Source organism: Marinobacter sp. B-21, assembly GCF_056857895.1.
The window spans coordinates 119586-139438 of sequence record NZ_JBSXNZ010000072.1 but is presented as its reverse complement, the minus strand read 5'-3'; the positions used below and the strand labels follow the sequence as shown (position 1 = coordinate 139438).

14 protein-coding genes are annotated in these 19853 nt (G+C 57.7%); 5 read left to right on the top strand and 9 right to left on the bottom strand.

Features of this window, described 5'->3' with window-relative positions; all coding sequences use genetic code 11:
* Window positions 1–50: 50 nt before the first annotated feature.
* From AC13C0_RS10945 to AC13C0_RS10920, 6 genes are all read right to left on the bottom strand, one after another.
* On the bottom strand, window positions 51–752 hold the full coding sequence (locus AC13C0_RS10945; protein ID WP_117618399.1) for an ABC transporter ATP-binding protein: 702 nt from the start codon (window positions 750–752) through the stop codon (window positions 51–53).
* Window positions 753–761: 9 nt separating this feature from the next.
* Window positions 762–1517, bottom strand: a complete 756-nt coding sequence (gene livG / locus AC13C0_RS10940; RefSeq protein WP_117618398.1) for a high-affinity branched-chain amino acid ABC transporter ATP-binding protein LivG — start codon at window positions 1515–1517, stop codon at window positions 762–764.
* 6 nt (window positions 1518–1523) lie between these two features.
* Complete coding sequence (locus AC13C0_RS10935; RefSeq protein WP_117618397.1) at window positions 1524–2795, bottom strand: high-affinity branched-chain amino acid ABC transporter permease LivM; 1272 nt, start codon at window positions 2793–2795, stop codon at window positions 1524–1526.
* Window positions 2795–3718: a high-affinity branched-chain amino acid ABC transporter permease LivH gene (gene livH, locus AC13C0_RS10930; RefSeq protein ID WP_117618396.1), complete on the bottom strand. Its 924-nt coding sequence runs from the start codon at window positions 3716–3718 to the stop codon at window positions 2795–2797. Before livH ends, AC13C0_RS10935 begins: the two co-directional genes overlap by 1 nt.
* 161 nt (window positions 3719–3879) lie before the next feature.
* The gene (locus tag AC13C0_RS10925) at window positions 3880–4992 is read right to left on the bottom strand and encodes a branched-chain amino acid ABC transporter substrate-binding protein (RefSeq protein WP_117618395.1); all 1113 of its coding nucleotides are present in this window, start codon (window positions 4990–4992) and stop codon (window positions 3880–3882) included.
* 73 nt (window positions 4993–5065) lie between these two features.
* Entirely contained in the window at window positions 5066–5974 is a 909-nt protein-coding gene (locus tag AC13C0_RS10920; RefSeq protein WP_117620340.1) for a tetratricopeptide repeat protein, read from the bottom strand.
* Between the two features lie 165 nt (window positions 5975–6139).
* Here AC13C0_RS10920 and AC13C0_RS10915 point away from each other — a divergent pair, with 165 nt between their 5' ends.
* On the top strand, window positions 6140–6607 hold the full coding sequence (locus AC13C0_RS10915; protein WP_117618394.1) for a MarR family winged helix-turn-helix transcriptional regulator: 468 nt from the start codon (window positions 6140–6142) through the stop codon (window positions 6605–6607).
* A 14-nt stretch (window positions 6608–6621) separates the two neighbouring features.
* Here the strand turns inward: AC13C0_RS10915 and AC13C0_RS10910 are convergent, their stop codons facing one another.
* Entirely contained in the window at window positions 6622–7887 is a 1266-nt protein-coding gene (locus tag AC13C0_RS10910; protein WP_341582746.1) for a PQQ-dependent sugar dehydrogenase, read from the bottom strand.
* Window positions 7888–8031: 144 nt separating this feature from the next.
* Entirely contained in the window at window positions 8032–10482 is a 2451-nt protein-coding gene (gene lon, locus AC13C0_RS10905; RefSeq protein ID WP_341582745.1) for an endopeptidase La, read from the bottom strand.
* Between the two features lie 208 nt (window positions 10483–10690).
* Between lon and trxA the strand changes: the two genes are divergently transcribed.
* The gene (trxA, locus tag AC13C0_RS10900) at window positions 10691–11554 is read left to right on the top strand and encodes a thioredoxin (protein ID WP_341582744.1); all 864 of its coding nucleotides are present in this window, start codon (window positions 10691–10693) and stop codon (window positions 11552–11554) included.
* 164 nt (window positions 11555–11718) lie between these two features.
* Entirely contained in the window at window positions 11719–13167 is a 1449-nt protein-coding gene (locus tag AC13C0_RS10895) for a hypothetical protein (RefSeq protein ID WP_117618390.1), read from the top strand.
* On the opposite strand, the gene AC13C0_RS10890 is transcribed toward AC13C0_RS10895, so the two are convergent.
* Window positions 13164–14528 (bottom strand): KamA family radical SAM protein, encoded by a 1365-nt coding sequence (locus AC13C0_RS10890; protein ID WP_117618389.1) that lies wholly within the window; start codon window positions 14526–14528, stop codon window positions 13164–13166. The genes AC13C0_RS10895 and AC13C0_RS10890 overlap by 4 nt on opposite strands.
* 658 nt (window positions 14529–15186) lie before the next feature.
* Between AC13C0_RS10890 and aceE the strand changes: the two genes are divergently transcribed.
* Complete coding sequence (gene aceE, locus AC13C0_RS10885; protein ID WP_341582743.1) at window positions 15187–17850, top strand: pyruvate dehydrogenase (acetyl-transferring), homodimeric type; 2664 nt, start codon at window positions 15187–15189, stop codon at window positions 17848–17850.
* A 10-nt stretch (window positions 17851–17860) separates the two neighbouring features.
* Window positions 17861–19522 carry a dihydrolipoyllysine-residue acetyltransferase gene (gene aceF, locus AC13C0_RS10880; protein WP_341582742.1) on the top strand — a complete coding sequence of 554 codons (1662 nt, stop codon included), beginning with the start codon at window positions 17861–17863 and terminating at the stop codon, window positions 19520–19522.
* Window positions 19523–19853: the final 331 nt, after the last annotated feature.

Below are 19853 nucleotides of genomic sequence, written 5' to 3'. Positions count from 1 at the left end.
TAATTGTTGGATTTCTTAAAAAAATGTAAAAACTGAAGGGGCCACCTCAATCAGCCGCCCAGATAGGCGTTCTGAACATCCGGGTTGGCCAGCAGATTCTTGCCGGTATCGTGCAGGCGAATCTTGCCGGTTTCGAGCACGTAACCACGGTCGGCCAGGTTGAGAGCCTGATGAGCGTTCTGCTCAACCAGGAAAACCGTAATGCCTTCGTCGCGCAGGTGGCCGATGATCTCGAAGATCTGCTTGATGATCAGCGGAGCCAGACCAAGGGAAGGCTCATCCAGGATAATCATGTTCGGCCTGCTCATCAGCGCCCGGCCAATGGCAAGCATCTGCTGCTCGCCACCAGACATGGTGCCGGCGCGCTGGTGCTCACGCTCCCTGAGGCGGGGAAAGAGCTCGTAGACATGGTCCTGGCTCTTGCGGATCTCGGCCCTGGTGTTGAAGAACCCGCCCATATGGAGGTTTTCTTCGACAGTCAGGCCCGAGAAGACCCGCCGCCCCTCGGGGACAATAGCAATGCCGGAGCGCATGATCCGCGCCGTCGGCTCGCGAGTGATGTCCTGTCCTTGCAGAAAAACGCGGCCAGAGGTGGCCTGGGGGTGGCCGCACACAGTCATCAGTAGCGTTGTCTTGCCTGCGCCGTTGGCGCCGATGAGAGAAACTATTTCCCCCTTTTTGACCTCGACAGAAACCCCGTGCAGTGCCTCGATTTTGCCATAGTGGGTATGGACATCTTCTAGTACCAGCATGGTTTCCCCTCAGGCCTCGCCCAGATAGGCTTTGATCACGTCGTCGTTCTGGCGGATTTCATCCGGCGTACCACATGCCAGGGGCCTGCCCTGGTTGATGACATTGATACGGTCGGAAATGTCCATAACCAGGCTCATGTCGTGCTCAATCAGCACTACGGAAACGTTGTAGTCCTCTTTCAGGCTGACGATCAGCTGATTGAGATCCTTGGTCTCTGCCGGGTTGAGGCCGGCTGCCGGCTCGTCGAGCATCAGCAGCTTGGGCTCAGTCACCATGCATCGGGCGATTTCCAGCCGGCGCTGTTGGCCATAGGCCAGGTTGCCTGCTTCCCGGTTGGCCAGGTCCATCAGGCCCACGCGATCCAGCCAATAAGCGGCCCGATCCAGTGACTTCTGTTCCCGGTCCCGGTAATTCGGGGTTTTCATCAAGCCGGCAATCAGGTTCGTGTTCAGATGCCGGTGCTGGGCAACCAGGAGGTTTTCCACCACGGTCATCTGGTTGAACAACCTGACATGCTGGAAGGTTCTTACCATCCCCAGGCGGGAGATCTTGTGATCCGGTCTGCCCTGGACTTCCTGCCCCTCGAACAGGATCTTTCCGCCAGTCGGCTTGTAGAAGCCGCTCATACAGTTGAATACGGTAGTTTTACCGGCGCCGTTAGGGCCGATGATGGACACGATTTCGTGTTCCTGAACGTCCAGAGACACCTGGTCTACTGCCAGCAGGCCGCCAAAGCGCATGGACAGATTCTGTACATCAAGCATCGTCTGTCACTCCTGCTTTTTCAGTTCAATGTGGATTCGGCGCATGGGCATCAGGCCCTGCGGACGCCAGACCATCATCAGCACCATGGCGGCACCGAAGATCAGCATGCGATATTCGGAAAATTCACGGGCCAGCTCCGGCAGGATGGTGACGGCAATGGCCGCCAGAATCACACCGAGTTGGGAGCCCATGCCCCCGAGTACAACGATTGCCAGGATGATGGCCGATTCCAGGAAGACGAACGATTCCGGGCTGATAAAACCCTGTTTGGAAGCGAACACGGTACCGGCAAAGCCGGCGAAGAAGGCACCGATGGTAAAAGCGGTCAGCTTGACGGCGGTGCGGCTGAGGCCGAGGGACCGGGCCGCAATTTCATCCTCCCGCAGGGCTTCCCAGGCGCGGCCCACCGGCATGCGCATGAACCGTCGAATCACCAGGGCAGTGAAAATGGCCAGTATCAGGGATATCAGGTAGAGGAAAATGACCTTGTCTTCACCGCTGTAGGCGATGCCGAAGGTTTCGTGGAAAGAGGTATTGCCCTCTTCCTTGACGCGCCGGCCGAACTCCATGCCAAAGAGCGTTGGTTCCGGAATGCCGCCGATACCGTTGGGGCCACCGGTCAGGCTGGTCCAGTTGTTGAGCAGAATGCGGATGATCTCGCCGAAACCGAGGGTTACGATAGCCAGATAATCCCCCCGGAGCCGCAACACCGGGAAACCCAGTACCAGCCCGAACAGGGCCGCGAGAAGCGCCCCGAGCGGCAGCGACATCCAGAAGGAAATGCCGAAATACTCCGAAAGCAGAGCAAAGGTGTATGCACCTACGGCATAAAAGGCCACATAGCCCAGGTCCAGCAGGCCGGCCAGGCCGACTACCACGTTCAGGCCAAGAGCCAGCATGATGTAAATGAGCACCAGAGTTGCCAGATCCACAGAGCCACGGGATACAAAGAAGGGCCAGAACAGGGCCAGCACAATAATAACGGTGAGTACCCGGGATTCGATTCTTGCCCGCTTGTTTTCAGCCATCGGCTCTTTCTGGGTTTGTGGCAGCGGTCTTGGAATGCTTTTCAGTGTCGCCATCACGCTTTCACGGAACAGCTGGAACAGGAAGACGACCACTGCAGCCAGGAAAACCATCACAATGGTCGAGGTCTCGGCCCCGGTAAGGGTGACATTGATGCCCTGTGCTTCCAGATTAAACCCGAGAATCGGGTAGGAAATAACCAGGGTGATAACGGCGCAGAAAAGCGCGTGTTTCAGATTTTGAGCGGCCATCAGATCTTCTCAACCTCCGGTTTGCCAAGCAGGCCGGTGGGTTTGAACAGCAGAATGAGGATCAGCAGGCCAAAAGAGACCACGTCCTTGTATTCACCGCTGAGGTAGCCGGAGGTCATGCTTTCGGAAACGCCCAGGATAAGCCCCCCCAGCATGGCGCCGGGAATGCTGCCGATACCGCCAAGGACGGCGGCGGTGAACGCCTTGAGCCCAGCGATAAATCCGAATAGCGGATCAATGGAGCCGTAGTACATGCCCAGGAGAAGGCCCGCGACCGCAGCCAGGGCAGCACCGATCACGAAGGTCGCCGAGATGATCCGGTTGGTGTCGATGCCAAGCAGGTTGGCCATGCCCAGATCCTGTGAAACTGCCCGGCATGCGCGACCGGTACGGGACCGCGAAATAAACAGGGACAGCGCGGCCATACAGATTAGAGTGGTAACGAAGATGGTGATCTGCATGTAGGAGAGCGACATCTTGAACGCATCATCCGGGCCGAACTGGAAGCCACCGTCAATCAGGGCGGGAAATCCGATGTTGCGGGAGCCCTGGGCGAGATGGACATAGTTCTGGAGGAAGATCGACATGCCGATGGCGGAGATGAGTGGAATCAGGCGGTGACGTCCGCGGACCGGCCGATAGGCAACCCGCTCCACCGCCCAGCCCATGGCGCAGGAGACGATCATGGCGCAAACCAGTGCAACTATCAGGATCACTGGAAGCCACGCGATACCCAGGGTGGCAAGGCCGGTGATGGCGATCAGGGCTGTATAGGCACCGATCATGTAGATTTCACCATGAGCGAAGTTGATCATGCCAATGATGCCGTAAACCATCGTGTAGCCGATGGCGATCAGGGCGTAGGCGCTCCCGATCGTCAGTCCATTGATGAGCTGCTGGGAAAAATAGAGGAGATCTTGCATTGTTTTGGAGCTCCGAAAGCCTGCTCCCTCCGCTGCCACACCACTGGCGCGGGATGTCCGAACCGCGGGCGGGGGAGGTTCAACAGGAGCCTGGAAAAACACCTTCTCCCGGATCCCGGTGAGAAGGTGTTCTCCGCATTACCGTTTTTTAACGATTTGGCTTAGTTTACCGGAGTTTTACTGCCATCTGAATGCCATTCGTAAACAACGAACTCGAATGACTTCATATCACCGGCCTTATCATACTCAACCTTGCCGATGGGTGTTTCGAAAGAGCCGTTACGCAGGGCTTCCGCCACTTGGAACGGATCCGTGGATTCCGCTTTCTCAATACCTTCGGCTATGAGTTGAACGGCGGTGTAGGACGTGAGCACAAACGGACCGGAGGGGTCTTCACCCTTGGCTTCGAAAGCCTGAACCAGTTCCTGGTTTGCCGCTTTCTGGTCAAACGCCGGCGGCAGGGTAACCAGCAGGCCTTCGGCAGCTTCGCCGGCTATGGTGTTGATGTCCTTGTTGCCCACGCCTTCCGGGCCCATGAAGGTGGTGTCCAGGTCAGCCTGGCGTGCCTGACGCAGGATCAGGCCCAGCTCCGGATGGTAGCCACCGAAGTAGACGTAGTCGACATCGGCCTGCTTCAGCTTGGTCACCAGGGAAGAGAAATCTTTGCTGCCAGCGGTGATACCTTCAAACATGGCGATTTTCACACCCTTGTCTTTGAGGGTGTCACGTACGGCGGTGGCAATGCCCTCACCATACTGCTGTTTGTCGTGAATGATGGCGACGCGCTCGGGGTTGAGGCTGGCCAGATAGTTGCCAGCGACGGGACCCTGCATGCTGTCCAGGCCGATGGTGCGGAACACCAGCTCATAACCACGCTCGGTAATTTCCGGGCTGGTAGAGGCCGGTGTAACCATCAGGATGCCTTCGTCCTCATATATGTCCGAGGCGGGCTGGGTGGAGCTTGAGCACAGATGGCCGACGACAAAGCGGACGCCATCGTTGACCAGGTTGTTGGCAACGCTAACGGCCTGCTTCGGGTCGCAGACATCGTCGTATTCCACGGCTACCAGTTCCTCGCCCATCACGCCACCGTTGGCGTTGATCTGTTCAATCGCCATACGGGCACCGGAAAACTGCATGTCACCGTATTGGGCGACGGGGCCAGTCATGGGGCCGGCGATACCGATCTGGATTTCGGCGGCGGCGTGGCCGGCGCCCATCAGGGCGATGGAAGTGCTGACAGCGGTTACGAGTTTCTTTGCTGAAGTTCTCATGAGTCTGTCCTGTTTTGTTCAGGGTTATTCTTATGTTCTCAGCGAGCTAAAAAACACCACAGCTGGTTGGTTGTCAAGCATCCGTGCCGTCGTCCTGATCCGGGTAGACCAGTGTGCGGAAGCTTTCATGATCGCGCAACTGCTCGAAACTGACATCCACGGAGGCATCGTCCCGGTATGCCTCGGAAATATCAATTGCTTTTTGCAGGGTACTGATAGCGTCCTCCCAGCGGCCGATCTCGGCATAGGCACATGCCAGCTGATAGTGCGCGTGGCCATTATCCGGTGCAAGTTTCAGGGCCCGCTGGCACAGGCTGATGGCCCACAGCGGCTCCTGCATCTCCAGAACGGCGTCGGCTTTATAGCTGAGGGCTTCGACGTCGTCCGGGCGAAGATCCAGAATGGTGTCGTAGGCGGCAATCTTGTTCTGCTGTGAGGTTTCCTGGCTGGCTTTCAGCCACAGGGAGTGCACTTCATTGGTGCGTTCAATCTCCGCCTGGTTCTGCTGGATGATGTCGGATTTCTGCCGGAGCTGGTCCTCAATAAATTCCAGGCGCTTCTCGTACTCAACCACCAGTTCGTTCACCCTTTTTTCCGCCAGGCTGGTGAGCTGGTTGCGCATATCGCGGATGGAGTTCCATCCGATAACCACCAGAATTGAAGTCGCACCGGCGATCAGGTAGAAGAAATAAGTCACCGTGTCGGTCGCGTAGGACATGGTCTTGTCGGCGACCGACAGCTCTTTATCCACCACCTTTTCGATCAGCTCTGCGCGGGTGTTCATCATCTCTTTGCGCAGCGCCTTGCTTTCCTCCAGCAGGTAAAGCTCTATGAATGGCGTGTACATGGGCTTTTCCAGGGTCTTTATGCTTTCTTCCAGGTTTTCCGAGGTTAGCTCTTCTTCCGGGCCGAGCCTGTCCTGGCCATACAGGGTGCCGGTAAATGCCATGGTGAGGAGGAAAAGCAGAAAATACTTGATCATCGGGTTCTGTCCGTCGGTCTGTCGGAAATGGAACAAGTTCGTGACCTTAGCATAGTGGCTGGCGGAAAAAATGCCGGGGACCTCCGTGGCTTGCATTTCCCGGTGCAAAGACCTCTAATAGTTAGTGGTATAAATAAATTATCAATTCCGAATCGGAGTAATGCCGTGAACAGTTACGAAGATGTACTGGTGGCACTGAGGCGTGTGATCCGGGCAACGGATCTGCATTCCAAGCGCCTCAGCAAGCACGCCGGGCTTACGGGCCCGCAGCTGTTGATCATGAGAACGATTCGGGATCTGGGGGAGGTCACCATCGGAACCATTGCCGACAAGGTGAGCCTCAGCCAGGCGACGGTGACGACGATTCTGGATCGCCTGGAGCATCGCAAGCTGGTTTACCGGGTGCGCAGTACCCAGGACAAACGCAAGGTACACGCCCACCTGACGGACGAAGGCGCCGAGCTCCTTGCCCGGGCACCCAATCCGCTGCAGGAGGATTTTATCCAGAAATTCCAGAGCCTGGCGGAGTGGGAACAGACCATGATTCTGGCCTCACTCCAGCGGGTGGCCAACATGATGGATGCCGACGATATTGACGCGTCGCCGGTGCTGACGGTTGGGTCTGTTCTGTGAAAAAGGGGTCAGGCTCAGGAGCCGGAACCGGTATAGGCGATCCGATAGACAGCACCGGCCAGATCATCAGAGACCAGCAGTGAGCCATCTTTCAGCTGGGCCACGTCTACGGGGCGCCCCAGATACTCGCCGTTTTCATCCAGCCAGCCTTCCGCAAAGGGCACGGTTTCCCCGGCAATATTGCCTTCCGAATCCACGGGCGTGAACATCACCCGTGCACCGATGGGCGTGGTCCGGTTCCAGGAGCCGTGCTGCGCGGAGAAAATGCCGCCCTGATACTTTTTCGGGAACATATTGCCGGTGTAGAACACCATCCCCAGGTCTGCGGCGTGGGCTACCGTTTCGGAAACCGGGAAGATCACGTCGACCGGAACTTCGTCACCTTTGTATTCGTTGGTGCGGACATTACCACCGCCATACCAGGGATGGCCAAAATGCTGGCCCATGGCGGTTTGCCGGTTAATCTCACCCGGGGGAATGTCGTCTCCCATTCCGTCCACCTGATTGTCGGTGAACCAGAGCTCTCCCGTGGTGGGGTGGAAATCATGTCCGACAGAGTTCCGGATGCCGCGGGTATAAACTTCGCGCCCGGTGCCATCCTGATTCACCCGGATCATGCCGCCGATACCCCATTCGCTGAATGTGTCCAGGTACTCGCGCGGCGCCACATTGTAGGGCTGGCCCAGCGAGATATAGAGCTTGCCGTCCGGACCAACATCGCAGACCCGCGCGGTGTGGTTGTAACTTACAAACTCCTCGGGAATCAGCTCGCCCTGGGGGATGACTTCGGATGCGACCACATCGCCGCCTTCAAAGAAGAACTCGGCGGCGGGGTACGCCAACACCCGGTTCTGCTCGGCGATGTAGAGCACACCGTCTGGTGAGAAGCAGGGACCATTGGGAACCGCCTTGGCCAGGGAAGGTGCGAAGTTCTTGACCTCGTCGGCCACCCGGTCCTTGTCCCGGTCGGTGACCGCCCAGACTTCTGTTTTCCGGGTGCCGACAAAGGTGACCACACCCTGTGGGCCTACCGCCATGTGGCGGGCATCCGGGACCAGGGCGTAGAGGCTGATTTCAAAGCCCTCGGGAAGCTGGATTTTTTCCAGTGTTTTCCGGATGGCGTCAGCGCTGTCACTTTTCTGGTCGATGACCGTGAACCCGGCCTTTCCCGTGGTCTGGAAATTGCCCAGCTTTTTCAGGGTGTCGTCGGATTGGCTATGAGCGTAAGGAATGACAGCGAGGCCCGAGGCCACGCAGAGAATTGAGGCTTTCCTGTTCATTGTTTTACCACTCTCTTTGCCAACGAGTAGGATGTCGGTAGCCTTGGGACTACCGATCGTTCACTTTTTGATCAAGGTCAAATCGAGTAAAGACAAAGGTCCGGAAAGCGTCAATGTAATTGCTCACTGGTTAGACCAGTTATTTCAATGGACGCTGGATTCTCTGCGGGGTTTGTTGCCGAAGCACACCTGGAATACATCATTGTAGTGCCGGGCAAAATTCACCGTCAGGCCTTCTTTCAGATACTCCGGCAGCTCCTCATAATCCCCACGGTTTGCCTCTGGCAGAATCAGGTTATTGATTTTCTGCCGTCGCGCGGCAATAACCTTTTCGCGGATACCGCCCACTGGCAGTACTTGCCCGGTCAGGGTCAGCTCTCCGGTCATGGCCAGATTCTGCTGCGGTGCCTCTTTGCGGGCGATGGACAGCAGCGCGGTCGCCATGGTGACGCCAGCGCTGGGGCCATCCTTCGGTGTTGCGCCTTCCGGTACGTGCAGGTGCACGAAGGATTTGTCGAAGAAGGTGGGGTCGCCCCTGAAGCGTTTAAGGTTTGATGAGACGTAGCTGTAGGCGATTTCGGCCGACTCCTTCATCACGTCCCCGAGCTGGCCGGTCAGTTTGAAGCCGCGTTGGGAAGTGTGAATCCGGGATGCCTCAATACTCAGCGTGGCGCCACCCATGGCAGTCCAGGCGAGGCCGGTGACAACGCCGGTGCCCTTGAGCGATTTCTCTTTTCTGAACGACGGCTGGCCGAGGTAGCTTTGCAGATCAGAGACGCCTACTTTTACCGGCTGGTCCGGATTGCCCAGCAATTTCACAATGCCTTTGCGCAGGATCTTGTGCAGCAGCTTTTCGAGATTCCGTACACCGGACTCGCGGGCATAGCCCTCAATTACCTGCCGGATGGCGGCGTCCGTGATATTGAATTGCTTTTTCAGCAGACCGGCCCGCTTGAGCAGTCGTGGCAGCAAGTGATGCTTGGCGATGGCCAGTTTCTCTTCACCAATGTAACCGGACAGGCGAATGACATCCATGCGGTCCAGCAGTGGCCGGGGGATGGTGTCCAGTTGGTTGGCGGTGCAGATGAACAGCACCTTGGAAAGGTCCATGCGGACATCCAGGTAGTGGTCCAGAAACTCGCGGTTCTGTTCCGGATCCAGGGTTTCCAGCAGAGCCGAGGCCGGATCGCCCTGGTAGGAGGCGCCGATCTTGTCGATTTCATCGAGCATGATCACCGGGTTTGCCACTTTTGAATCCTTCAGCGCCTGCACGAATTTGCCGGGCATGGCGCCGATGTAGGTGCGGCGGTGGCCCTTGATTTCAGCTTCGTCGCGCATGCCGCCCACGCTGAAACGGTAGAACTTGCGCCCCAGCGCGTCTGCCACGGAATGGCCGATGGAGGTTTTGCCCACGCCAGGCGGGCCCACCAGCAACAGGATGGAGCCGCTGACCTCTCCCTTGAAAGTGCCTTCGGCCAGAAACTCGACGATGCGGTCTTTCACGTCGTCCAGACCATCGTGGTCCCGGTCCAGAATCCGGCGCGCTTCGGTCAGATCGAAATGATCTTCGGAATGAACGCCCCAGGGCACTTGGGTCAGCCAGTCGAGATAATTGCGGGTAACACCGTATTCCGGCGAACCCTGTTCCAGCACCTGCAGCTTCTGAACTTCATCATTGAATCGCTCGTGGACGGCCTCCGGCGGATTCAGTTGGGCCATCCGTTCCTCGAACCGCTCCACATCGGCGGTCTTGTCGTCCTTGGCCATGCCCAGCTCGCGCTGGATGACCTTCAGCTGTTCTTTCAGGAAGAACTCCCGCTGGTGCTTCTGAACCTTGGCGTTGACCTCTTCGCTGATTTCTGACTGCAGGCGGGCCACTTCCTGTTCCTTGCGCATCAGCAGCAATACCTTCTCCATGCGGCGGAGCAGGGGGACGGTGTCGAGCACATCCTGCAGCTCCCGGCCCGGAGCACTGGTCATGGAAGCGCCGAAGTCGGCCAGGGGCGAGCTGTCGTCCGGCCCGAAGCGGGACAGGTATTGCTTCACCTCCTCACCGTACAGCGGGTTGGTGCGCAGCAATTCCTTGATCGAGCTGATGATGGCCAGGGTGTAGGCCTTGAGTTCATCGGCTTCTTCTTCCGGCTCGGCAGGGTACTCCACTTCCACCAGGTACGGTGGCTTGCGGCGTAACCACTGGGCAATCCGGAACCTCTGCAGACCCTGGGCAATGAACTGGACCTTGCCGCCTTCGTTCTGGGCATGATGAACGCGAACGGCACAGCCGGTGGTTTCCAACTGGTCACTGGCGGGTATGCCGTCTTCAGCTTCCTGCTCGTCCACAAAGCAGATGCCCAGCACCTTGTGGTCGGTCTCACCTACCCGCTTCAGGGTTTCCTGCCACGGGTTCTGGTTAACCACCACAGGCTGCACCTGGGCCGGAAAGAACGGGCGATTTGAAACCGGCAGCACATACATTCGCCGGGGCATCATCTGCTGGGGCAGGGCAAGGCTCTTGCTGTGTTCGTCCTTGCCGATGTATTCCGTCACGTCCTCTTCGAAGTCCTCAAGTGAATCTTTGCGCGCGTCTTCATTCATGCCGTGAAGTATCCATCCGGGAAGGTTGTGAGTCGCCCGGGTGCGTTTTCAAAGTCATTTCCCAAGCGTTGCTTAATAGCCTATGTAACGGCAGATACGGTTATTTCAAGGCGCTGGCTTTTACCGGGTTACGCTTGATTTTCCGGCATCCGGCCCCATGTCCACTGGCAGTTCCCAACGATTCATTCGACTTTTTCAGGTGCCCTGCATGAGCAACTCTCCCTACATCTTTGAAGCCACCATGGAAAACTTCCAGCAGAAGGTCATGGAGGCCTCGGCCAGCACGCCCATTCTGGTGGATGTCTGGGCCGAATGGTGCGCCCCGTGCAAGCAGCTGATGCCGCTGCTGGAGAAGCTGGCCAATGAATACGAGGGCGCCTTCATGCTGGCGAAGGTCAACGCCGACGAACAGGAGCAGCTCACCTCCAGCCTGGGCGTGCGTAGCCTGCCGACGGTAATACTCGTGAAGGATGGCCAGGCCGTGGATGGTTTTAACGGCGCCCTGCCGGAGAGCGAGATCCGCAAGGTCCTCGACAAGCACGTTGAGGCTCCGAAGGAAGACCCTTACGACAAGGCTCACCGCATCTGGGAAGAGGGGGATGTGGAAGGTGCGCTGGCCATCCTCTCGGAGATGAACCAGAAAGACCCCGAAAACCTGAAGGTGCTGATTGATCTGGCTCAGCTGAAGGCGGAAATGGGCGACCTTGAAACGGCTGAGAAAGTGCTCGAGAGCCTGCCGCCGGAAGAGAAAATGCAGCACCAGGCCAAACAGCTGGCGGCCCGGGTGAAGTTCCTGAAGCAGTCAGCGGAGCTGCCGCCGATCAAGGATCTGGAGATGGCACTGGAGCAGGACCCGAAAGACCCGAACGCACTGCACCAGTTGGCCCTTCATCACGTATTACAGGAAAACAACGCTGAGGCCATGGATCTGCTGATTCGCCTGATGCAGGTGGACAGCAAATACAAGGACGAAGTGGCCAAGACAACGCTGATCGAGCTGTTCGACAAGCTGGGTAACAACAACCCGGACGTGCGGGCCTATCGGCGCAAGCTGTATACCCTAATGCACTGATCCGTTCGAGTAGCCAGGAGCGGGTAGAGCCCCAGGCGAAACCCGACTGGTAAACTGTCTGCCAAGGAAACCCTGTCGTTCCAGCGATCACAACAGATGGTTGGAACCAGAGAACTTGCTGCCTGTCCGAATTGCAGGAAGTCGACAGACTGGAGGCAACAGCGATGCGACGGTGGGCAGCGTTCCCGGCTTTTCTGATAGTGGTGGTTGTCGGCATCGGCGGGTGTGCCTCACAGAATTATTCTTCCGCGCCTATCGAAGCTGTCACCTTCGAGTGTGACAAACTGTTCCGTCAGTGGCAGCAGGAGGTGGTTGGTGGCAACCACTTTGATGCTCAGGCCTGGTCTCCGCCTGGCTTTCCCTATTTGCGGGTTGACCGCTTCCTTGCCAGTTTCGAGTTCTCCGGTTTGTCGGCTGCACAGCGCCAGGAATGGCTGCAGCGAGCGCACCTGAAAGCCGTGAATGCCCGGGCTCATGAGGCGGACAGTCTGGGTGGCGTAAGCCCCGGCCGGTTGGCAGCGCTTCGGGAATGTGGGCAAGCGGCGACTGCCCGGCTTCAGCGCGGTGGCAAGGATTGGCATAGGCTGGACGTTGCCAGGTCGGTGCCTGACAGCTATCGCGGCCTGGCACAGGTGGTTGGCCTGTATCCCCTGATGGCGCCCTTGGTTCAGTGGCGTGCCAGGAAGGTGATGGGGGAGTTGATTGAGGATTACCAATTGCCCTATCAACCTGCCTATCCCTGGACGGTTTACGCACCGCCGGAACCCGTCGGCCAGGAGGATTTCGCCGGATTGCTGGAACGGGCCTCGCGTCGCAGCACACTGCGGATTCCGATGTTCAGCGAGGCGGAGTCCCAGGCCCTGTTTGCCCGCTATGCGCCCACCTGGGTGCTGGAGACGCGGGACGGCAATGACGTGCCAGGCCGCCCTGCCCGCCGGAGCGATGGCAAGTTGTTATTCGAGCCCACCCCTGTTGTCTATACTCGACTGTCCTATACCCGGTTCGATGGCCAGGTGCTGCCGCAACTGAACTATCTGATCTGGTTCGCTTCCCGGCCACCGGCGGCGGCCGTGGATATCTATGCTGGTGCGCTGGATGGCTTCTTCTGGAGGGTCACACTCGGCGAGGACGGTTTACCGCTGGTCTACGATTTCGTCCATTCATGCGGCTGCTACCATCAGTGGCTGCTTGTCGAGTCCGGGCTGTTGCCTGTGGATGGGGTTCCCGCTGGTGAGGAGCCCCTTTGGATAGCCGGTGCTGTGCCGCAGACGGATACCGGCATGACGCTTTACCTGTCTGCGGGCGAGCATCAGTTGGTGGCGTCCCGAACGGCGCCGGATCAGGTGGCGGATCATGTCTACCATTTCCTGCCATACGATCACCTGCGCGGGCGTTCACCCGAGGGCGGGCGGCTGTTTGCTTCCGACGGCCTTGTATCCGGGTCCGAGCGGTTGGAGCGGTTCCTGCTCTGGCCCACGGGGGTGGTGTCGGCCGGTGCCATGCGCCAATGGGGCCAGCATGCGGTTGCGTTCACTGGCCGTCGCCATTTTGATGACCCGGACCTATTGCAGCGCTACTTCCTCGACCCGACTGGTCGAGGAAGTAGCGATTAGCCGTTACCCTTCTTCATCTCTTCGTACTCGTCCTCAAAGAAGAACTTTTCCTCCCCAAGGGCTGGCTCCAGCTCATGCAGCCAGGTGGCCGTTTCGCTGTACCTGGCAAAGAACGGGCGCTGCACCCAGTCCGGGTTGCGGGCCTGGATAAAGCGAAGCACAAATACCTTCTCACCGTTGATCTCAGTGATGCCCTGCACCTCAACCTTACCCGGGCCGGCGCTCATTGACGGGCCGCGGGCGGTACGGGCCAGGCCAGACACCTGCTTCATGGCTTCCCGGTAGATATGGAAAGCCTCGGCAAGTGGCACTTCGAAGTAATTCTTGGCGCCGGTGTCCCGCTCGACAAACATGTAGTAGGGGATGATGCCCAGTTGCACTTCCTTGTTCCACAGCTTGGCCCAGTCGTCGGCATTGTCATTCACGTGCTTGATCAGCGGGCCCTGGGCGCGTATTTCGGCACCGGTGGCGCGAAGGCGGCGGATAGCTTCTTCGGCGATGTCGGTGGTGATTTCCTGCCAGTGGTTGTAGTGGGCCATGATGGCCACGTGCTTGCCGGCATCCACCAGACTTGCGAACAGGTCAATCAGCTCATCCGCATCCTTGTCCGTCACAAAACGGTACGGCCAGAAGGTGAGGGCCTTGGTGCCGATCCGGATGGTCTGGATATGATCGAACTCCGGCTGTAGCAGTGGTTCCAGGTACTGCACCAGGTTCTTGGTCTTCATCACCATGGGGTCGCCGCCGGTCACCAGCAGGTCGGTTACCTCGGTGTGCTCCTGCAGGTAGCCGTGCAATTCCCCGGCTTCGGTACTGGCCATCTTCAGGTCCTTGTCACCGACAAACTGCGCCCAGCGGAAGCAAAAGGTGCAGTAGGAGTGGCAGGTCTGGCCCTGGGCAGGGAAGAACAGAACCGTTTCCCGGTACTTGTGCTGAACGCCGTCCAGCACCTCGCCGTCCAGCTCCGGCATGTTCATTTCCATCTGGCCAGCCGGGTGCGGGTTCAGTTCATCCCGAATTTCCCTGGCAACGGCCTGGATCTCTTTCTTGCCGGCACCTTCCCGGTGCATTGTTGCCATGCGCTCGTAATGCTCGTCTTTCAACATGCCTTTTTGAGGGAAGACAAGTTGATAGATCGGGTCGTTCGGTACCCTGTCCCAGTTGATCAGTTCGTTGATCACATATTCGTTAACCCGGAACGGCAGCACGCTGGCTACCACCTTCATTTCAAACAGAGTCTCTTCAGGGAGATTCTGAATGACTTCAATTTTGTCGAGCTGGCGGTCTGTGTAGACCTTGAAACGCCGTTCCTCGAATTCTGTAGTGGGAATCCGGTTCGGAAGGGTGACGATGGAGTTCATAGATCGCCCTCTGATTAGTGCCATGTCATAAAGTGGTTGGACCACTTTTGGGGTGGTTAAAAATCGGTCAGGCAGTATACATAAACCGGAATTTATTTTCAGGTCTAACCAAAAAGTATCGATAAATCAGGCGTGCGTATAAGAAGATCTGATTGAAAATTCAGCAATAAACGTTAAGTGCGCCGAAAATACAGGTAAATCCAGAATTGAGATCTTTTAGCGTGTAATGAAAATGCCGTTTGATAAGAATGCTACGACATTGGTCGCAGTCTGGTTGTCTGCTGGTCCGAAAACGGTCATTCTTCCGTAAGTAACCGCAAGGTGCCTGCCATGAATGGATTTAAAAGCGGCCTGAATTGAATTTGGCAGGCAAAATGTAGTAAAAATACTACGAATCGGGTAGGCGGATCCGCGCACTTCACCAGAATGCCGGTCAACCTGAGGCCAAAAGCCCGTGAATCAGGGGCGATCAGGCAGGAAAAGTGTGAAAGCTGTTCTATGCTTTATACAGGTTCTGTGTGCTGCAAGCCGGTACGCCTGTCAGGCTGGAAATACCCACAACAACACACTGCAATTCATCGCAGCTTATCGACACCGCTGCGCGCCAGGCTGCTGATCGTGGCCGCGCCGCACTTTTTGATGCCAAGGGGAGGGTTTGATGTACCAGGACGATGATCCCATTGAAACCAGTGAATGGCTGGACGCGCTGGAATCTCTGATCGAGAACGAAGGCGTAGACCGGGCCAAATACATACTTGAAAGGCTCTCCGAGCGGGCGAGCCGCGATGGCACCGAGCTGCCTTATTCCATCACCACGCCATTCCGGAACAGTATTCCTGTTTCCCAGCAGGCGCCGATGCCCGGTGATCTGTTTATGGAGCGCCGGATTCGCTCCCTGATCCGCTGGAATGCCATGGCCATGGTCATGCGCGCTAACCAGAGGCCCGGAGATCTGGGTGGGCATGTTTCATCGTTCTCGTCGGCAGCAACGCTGTATGACGTGGGCTTCAACTACTTTTTCCATGGCGGCGACGAAAAACGCGAATCCGATCTGATTTATTTCCAGGGGCATTCTTCGCCGGGCATCTATGCCCGCTCCTACCTGGAAGGCCGTTTCGACGAAACGGATCTGGACAAATACCGGGAGGAAGTGGATGGCACGGGGCTGTCCTCTTACCCGCACCCCTGGCTGATGCCTGAATACTGGCAGTTCCCGACGGTTTCCATGGGTCTGGGTCCCATCCAGGCCATTTACCAGGCACACGTCATGAAGTACCTGGACAGCCGGGAGCTCGTCGAAATGGGTGATCGCAAAGTCTGGTGCTTTGTTGGTGACGGTGAATGTGACGAGCCGGAAACCCTGGGTTCCATTTCCATGGCCGGCCGGGAAAACCTGAGCAATCTCATTTTTGTGGTTAACTGCAACCTTCAGCGTCTGGACGGGCCTGTGCGTGGCAACGGCAAGATTATACAGGAGCTTGAGGGTGTCTTCCGGGGTGCCGGCTGGAATGTGCTGAAAGTGGTCTGGGGTCGTCACTGGGACCCCCTGTTCGAGAGCGACAAGGACGGCAAGATGCAGCGGGTCATGGACGAAGTCTGTGATGGCGAGTTGCAGAACTATAAAAGCAACGGACCTGCTTATACCCGCAAACACTTCTTTGGCAAGTACCCCGAAACAGCGAAGCTGGTTGAAAACCTCTCTGATGAGGAGATCAACAAGCTCAACCGCGGTGGCCATGACCCCTATAAGATCTATGCCGCTTACCATCACGCCATCCACAACAACGGTGGCCGCCCGACCGTCATCCTGGCCCATACCATCAAGGGCTACGGATTTGGCGAGGCCGGTGAGGCACAGAATACCGCGCATTCCCTGAAGAAACTGGACATCGAGCAACTGAAGTCGTTCCGGGACAGGTTTGCGTTGCCGCTGAAGGACGACGAGCTCAAGGACGTTCCCTATTACCGCCCGGCACCGGATAGCCCGGAAATCGTCTACATGAAAAAACGCCGACAGGAATTAGGCGGTTTCTATCCCAAGCGGCGCAAGGACTGCCAGCCATTGCAGATTCCGGAGCTCGACATCTTCAAGGCGGTGCTGGAAGGTTCTGGAGAGCGGAAAATTTCCACCACCATGGCCTTTGTCCGGATACTGACGGCTCTGACCAAAGACAAACGTATCGGAAAGCGGGTGGTGCCGATCGTGCCGGACGAAGCCCGTACCTTCGGTATGGAGGGCATGTTCCGTCAACTGGGCATTTACACGGCCGAGGGGCAGAAGTACGTTCCGGAAGACCGTGACCAGATCATGTACTACCGGGAAGACAAAAAGGGCCAGATCCTTGAGGAAGGGATTAACGAAGATGGCTCCATGGCGGCCTGGATGGCAGCAGCAACTTCCTACAGCACCAATAACTTCCCGCTGATTCCGTTCTATATCTTCTATTCCATGTTCGGTTTCCAGCGGGTGGGCGATCTGGCGTGGGCATCCGGTGATATTCAGGCCCGTGGTTTCCTGATCGGCGGTACCGCCGGCCGGACCACCCTGAACGGCGAAGGCCTGCAGCACCAGGATGGTCACAGCCACGTTCTGGCCAACACCATTCCGAACTGTAAGGCCTACGATCCGGCATACGGGTACGAAATGGCCGTGGTGCTCCGTCATGGTATGAAAGAGATGTTCGAGGACAACAAGAATGTCTATTACTACCTGACTGTCGAGAACGAAAACTACGAACAGCCTGCGATGCCCAAGGATTGCGAGGACGGCATCATCAAGGGCATGTACCTGTTCGAATCTGTTGAAACCAAGGGCCGCAAGAAAGCGCCCCGGGTTCAGCTGCTTGGCGCCGGCGCCATCCTGAACGAGGTGCGCGCTGCGGCCCAGATGCTGAAAGACGACTGGGGCGTGGCTTCCGATGTATGGAGCGTCACCAGCTTTAACGAGCTGGCCCGTGAAGGCCAGCACGTAGAGCGCTGGAATCGTCTGCACCCGGATGACAAACCCAAGAAGGCCTATGTCACCCAGTGCCTGGAGAAGCAGGCTGGGCCGGTGGTGTCTTCCACCGATTACATCAAGCTGCACTCCGAGCAGCTCCGGGCGTTTATTCCCAAAACCTACCTGACCCTCGGTACTGATGGCTTCGGCCGCAGTGACACCCGGGAAAAGCTGCGCAGCTTCTTTGAAGTGGATCGTTACTACGTGACGGTAAGCGCGCTGTCTGCCCTGGCCCAGGATGGTGAGGTGAAGAACGATGTGGTTCTCGAAGCCATGCGCAAATACGGAATCGATCGCAACAAAACGAACCCGGTGCTGAGCTAAGGAGACCGCCATGAGTGAACAGGAAATCAAGATTCCGGATCTCGGCGGTGCGGATGAGGTCGAGGTTATCGAAATCACCGTCAGCGTGGGGGATTCGGTTGAGGAAGAAGATCCGATTCTGACCGTTGAGTCAGACAAAGCCTCGGTTGAGTTGCCGTCACCCGGTGCCGGCAAGATCACCAAGATCACCGTCAAGGTGGGTGACAAGGTCAAGGAAGGCGATGTTGTCGGGATGATGGAAGCCAGCAGCGATGCCGGTGGCTCTGATACCGGCAGTGACGAGCCCGAGGAAAAGGACGACAGCAAACAGGAAGAAAAGTCAGAAGAAAGCAAGCCGGCGCCGAAGAAGGCTTCCGGCGGCTCCCGCAAGGAAACTGTGAAGGTTCCTGCGTTGGATGGCTTCGACAACGTTCCGGTTATCGAAATCAATGTCGCTGAGGGCGATACCATCGAGGCGGACGATCCGCTGGTAACGGTGGAATCCGACAAGGCCACCATGGAGATTCCCTCGCCCTATGCGGGCAAGGTGAGCAAGATCCTGGTGTCCGAGGGCGACAAACTTTCGGAAGGTGACGAACTGCTGGAAATGACCGTTCAGGAAGACGGTGGCGGTGAGGAGGAGGCCTCTGAGGAGTCCGGCAAGGAAGAGTCCGGCAGGGAAGAAAAGCCCGGGCCGGAACCTGAAGAAAAGTCCAGGCAGGCCGCTGAGTCCGCGCCCGAACCCGAACCCCAAGGGGCTACCTATGAGCCGCCCACACCAGGCGCTAAGGTCCACGCTGGCCCCGCCGTGCGCAAACTGGCCCGGGAGCTGGGCGCGGATCTGGCCCGGATCAAGGGCTCTGGCCCGAAGAACCGGGTTGTCAAAGACGACGTTCAGGCTTATGTGAAAAGCAAGCTGAAGCAGGCCCAGCAGGGTGGTGGCGTTGCCACCGGCTCTGGTATCCCCGGCGTCAAGCTGCCGGACTTCAGCCAGTTTGGTGAGGTCAAGCGCGAGGCCATGTCGCGGATAATGTTCGCCACTGCCAACAACATGCAGCGCAGCTGGCTGAACGTGCCCCATGTGACCCAGTTCGAGGATGCGGATATCACCGATATGGAGGAGTTCCGCAAGGCCCAGAAGGCAGCCGGCGAGAAGAAGGGCGTGAAGATGACGCCGCTGCCGTTCCTGCTGAAGGCCTGTGCCACGGCACTGGCGGAGTTGCCTCAGTTCAACGTGTCGCTGGACATGGAGCGCAAGGAGGTGGTTCGCAAGAAGTACATTCACATCGGGATTGCGGTGGATACGCCCAATGGGCTGATGGTGCCGGTGATCCGGGATGTGGATCAGAAGGGCTTATGGGAGCTGGCGGCGGAAAGCGCCGAGCTGGCCCAGAAGGCCCGGGACAAGCAGTTGAAGCCGGCCGAGATGCAGGGTGCCTGCTTTACCATCACCAGTCTGGGTGGTATTGGCGGCACGGCGTTTACGCCGATTGTGAATACGCCGGAGGTGGCGATTCTGGGGGTTTCCAAGGCGGCGATGAAGCCGGTTTGGGATGGCAAGGAGTTCCAGCCCCGGTTGATGCTGCCGTTGTCTCTGTCTTACGATCACCGGGCGGTGAACGGGGCGGATGCGGCGCGGTTTACGTCGCTGCTTAGTCAGCTTCTTGGGGATATTCGGTCCCTGTTGCTTTGATTTGAAGTCTGGCGTCCACCCGGCCCACGGGTTGGGTGGCGCGACGAAGGCTTACCGGCCTTCGTCGTTCGGGCTCCCCGGTATTCGCACTTCTCTTTAGCGCGTTAGTTGCGTCAGGTCGATCAATGATCTGATGCTTTACGCTATGCACCATCCAGGTAGTTGCTATTTTAGCGGCACAGGTAGCCATTGGCTCCGTCCGTACAATCTCGGCCCGCAGCCAGGGAACCGGATGTTCTTACGCCCTGAGTGGCGTATTATGGTGCAAGAGTCCGCACACCTACGTACTTGTCCGGTTCGGTCACTCTACTATTTTTATACGTTTAGCCGC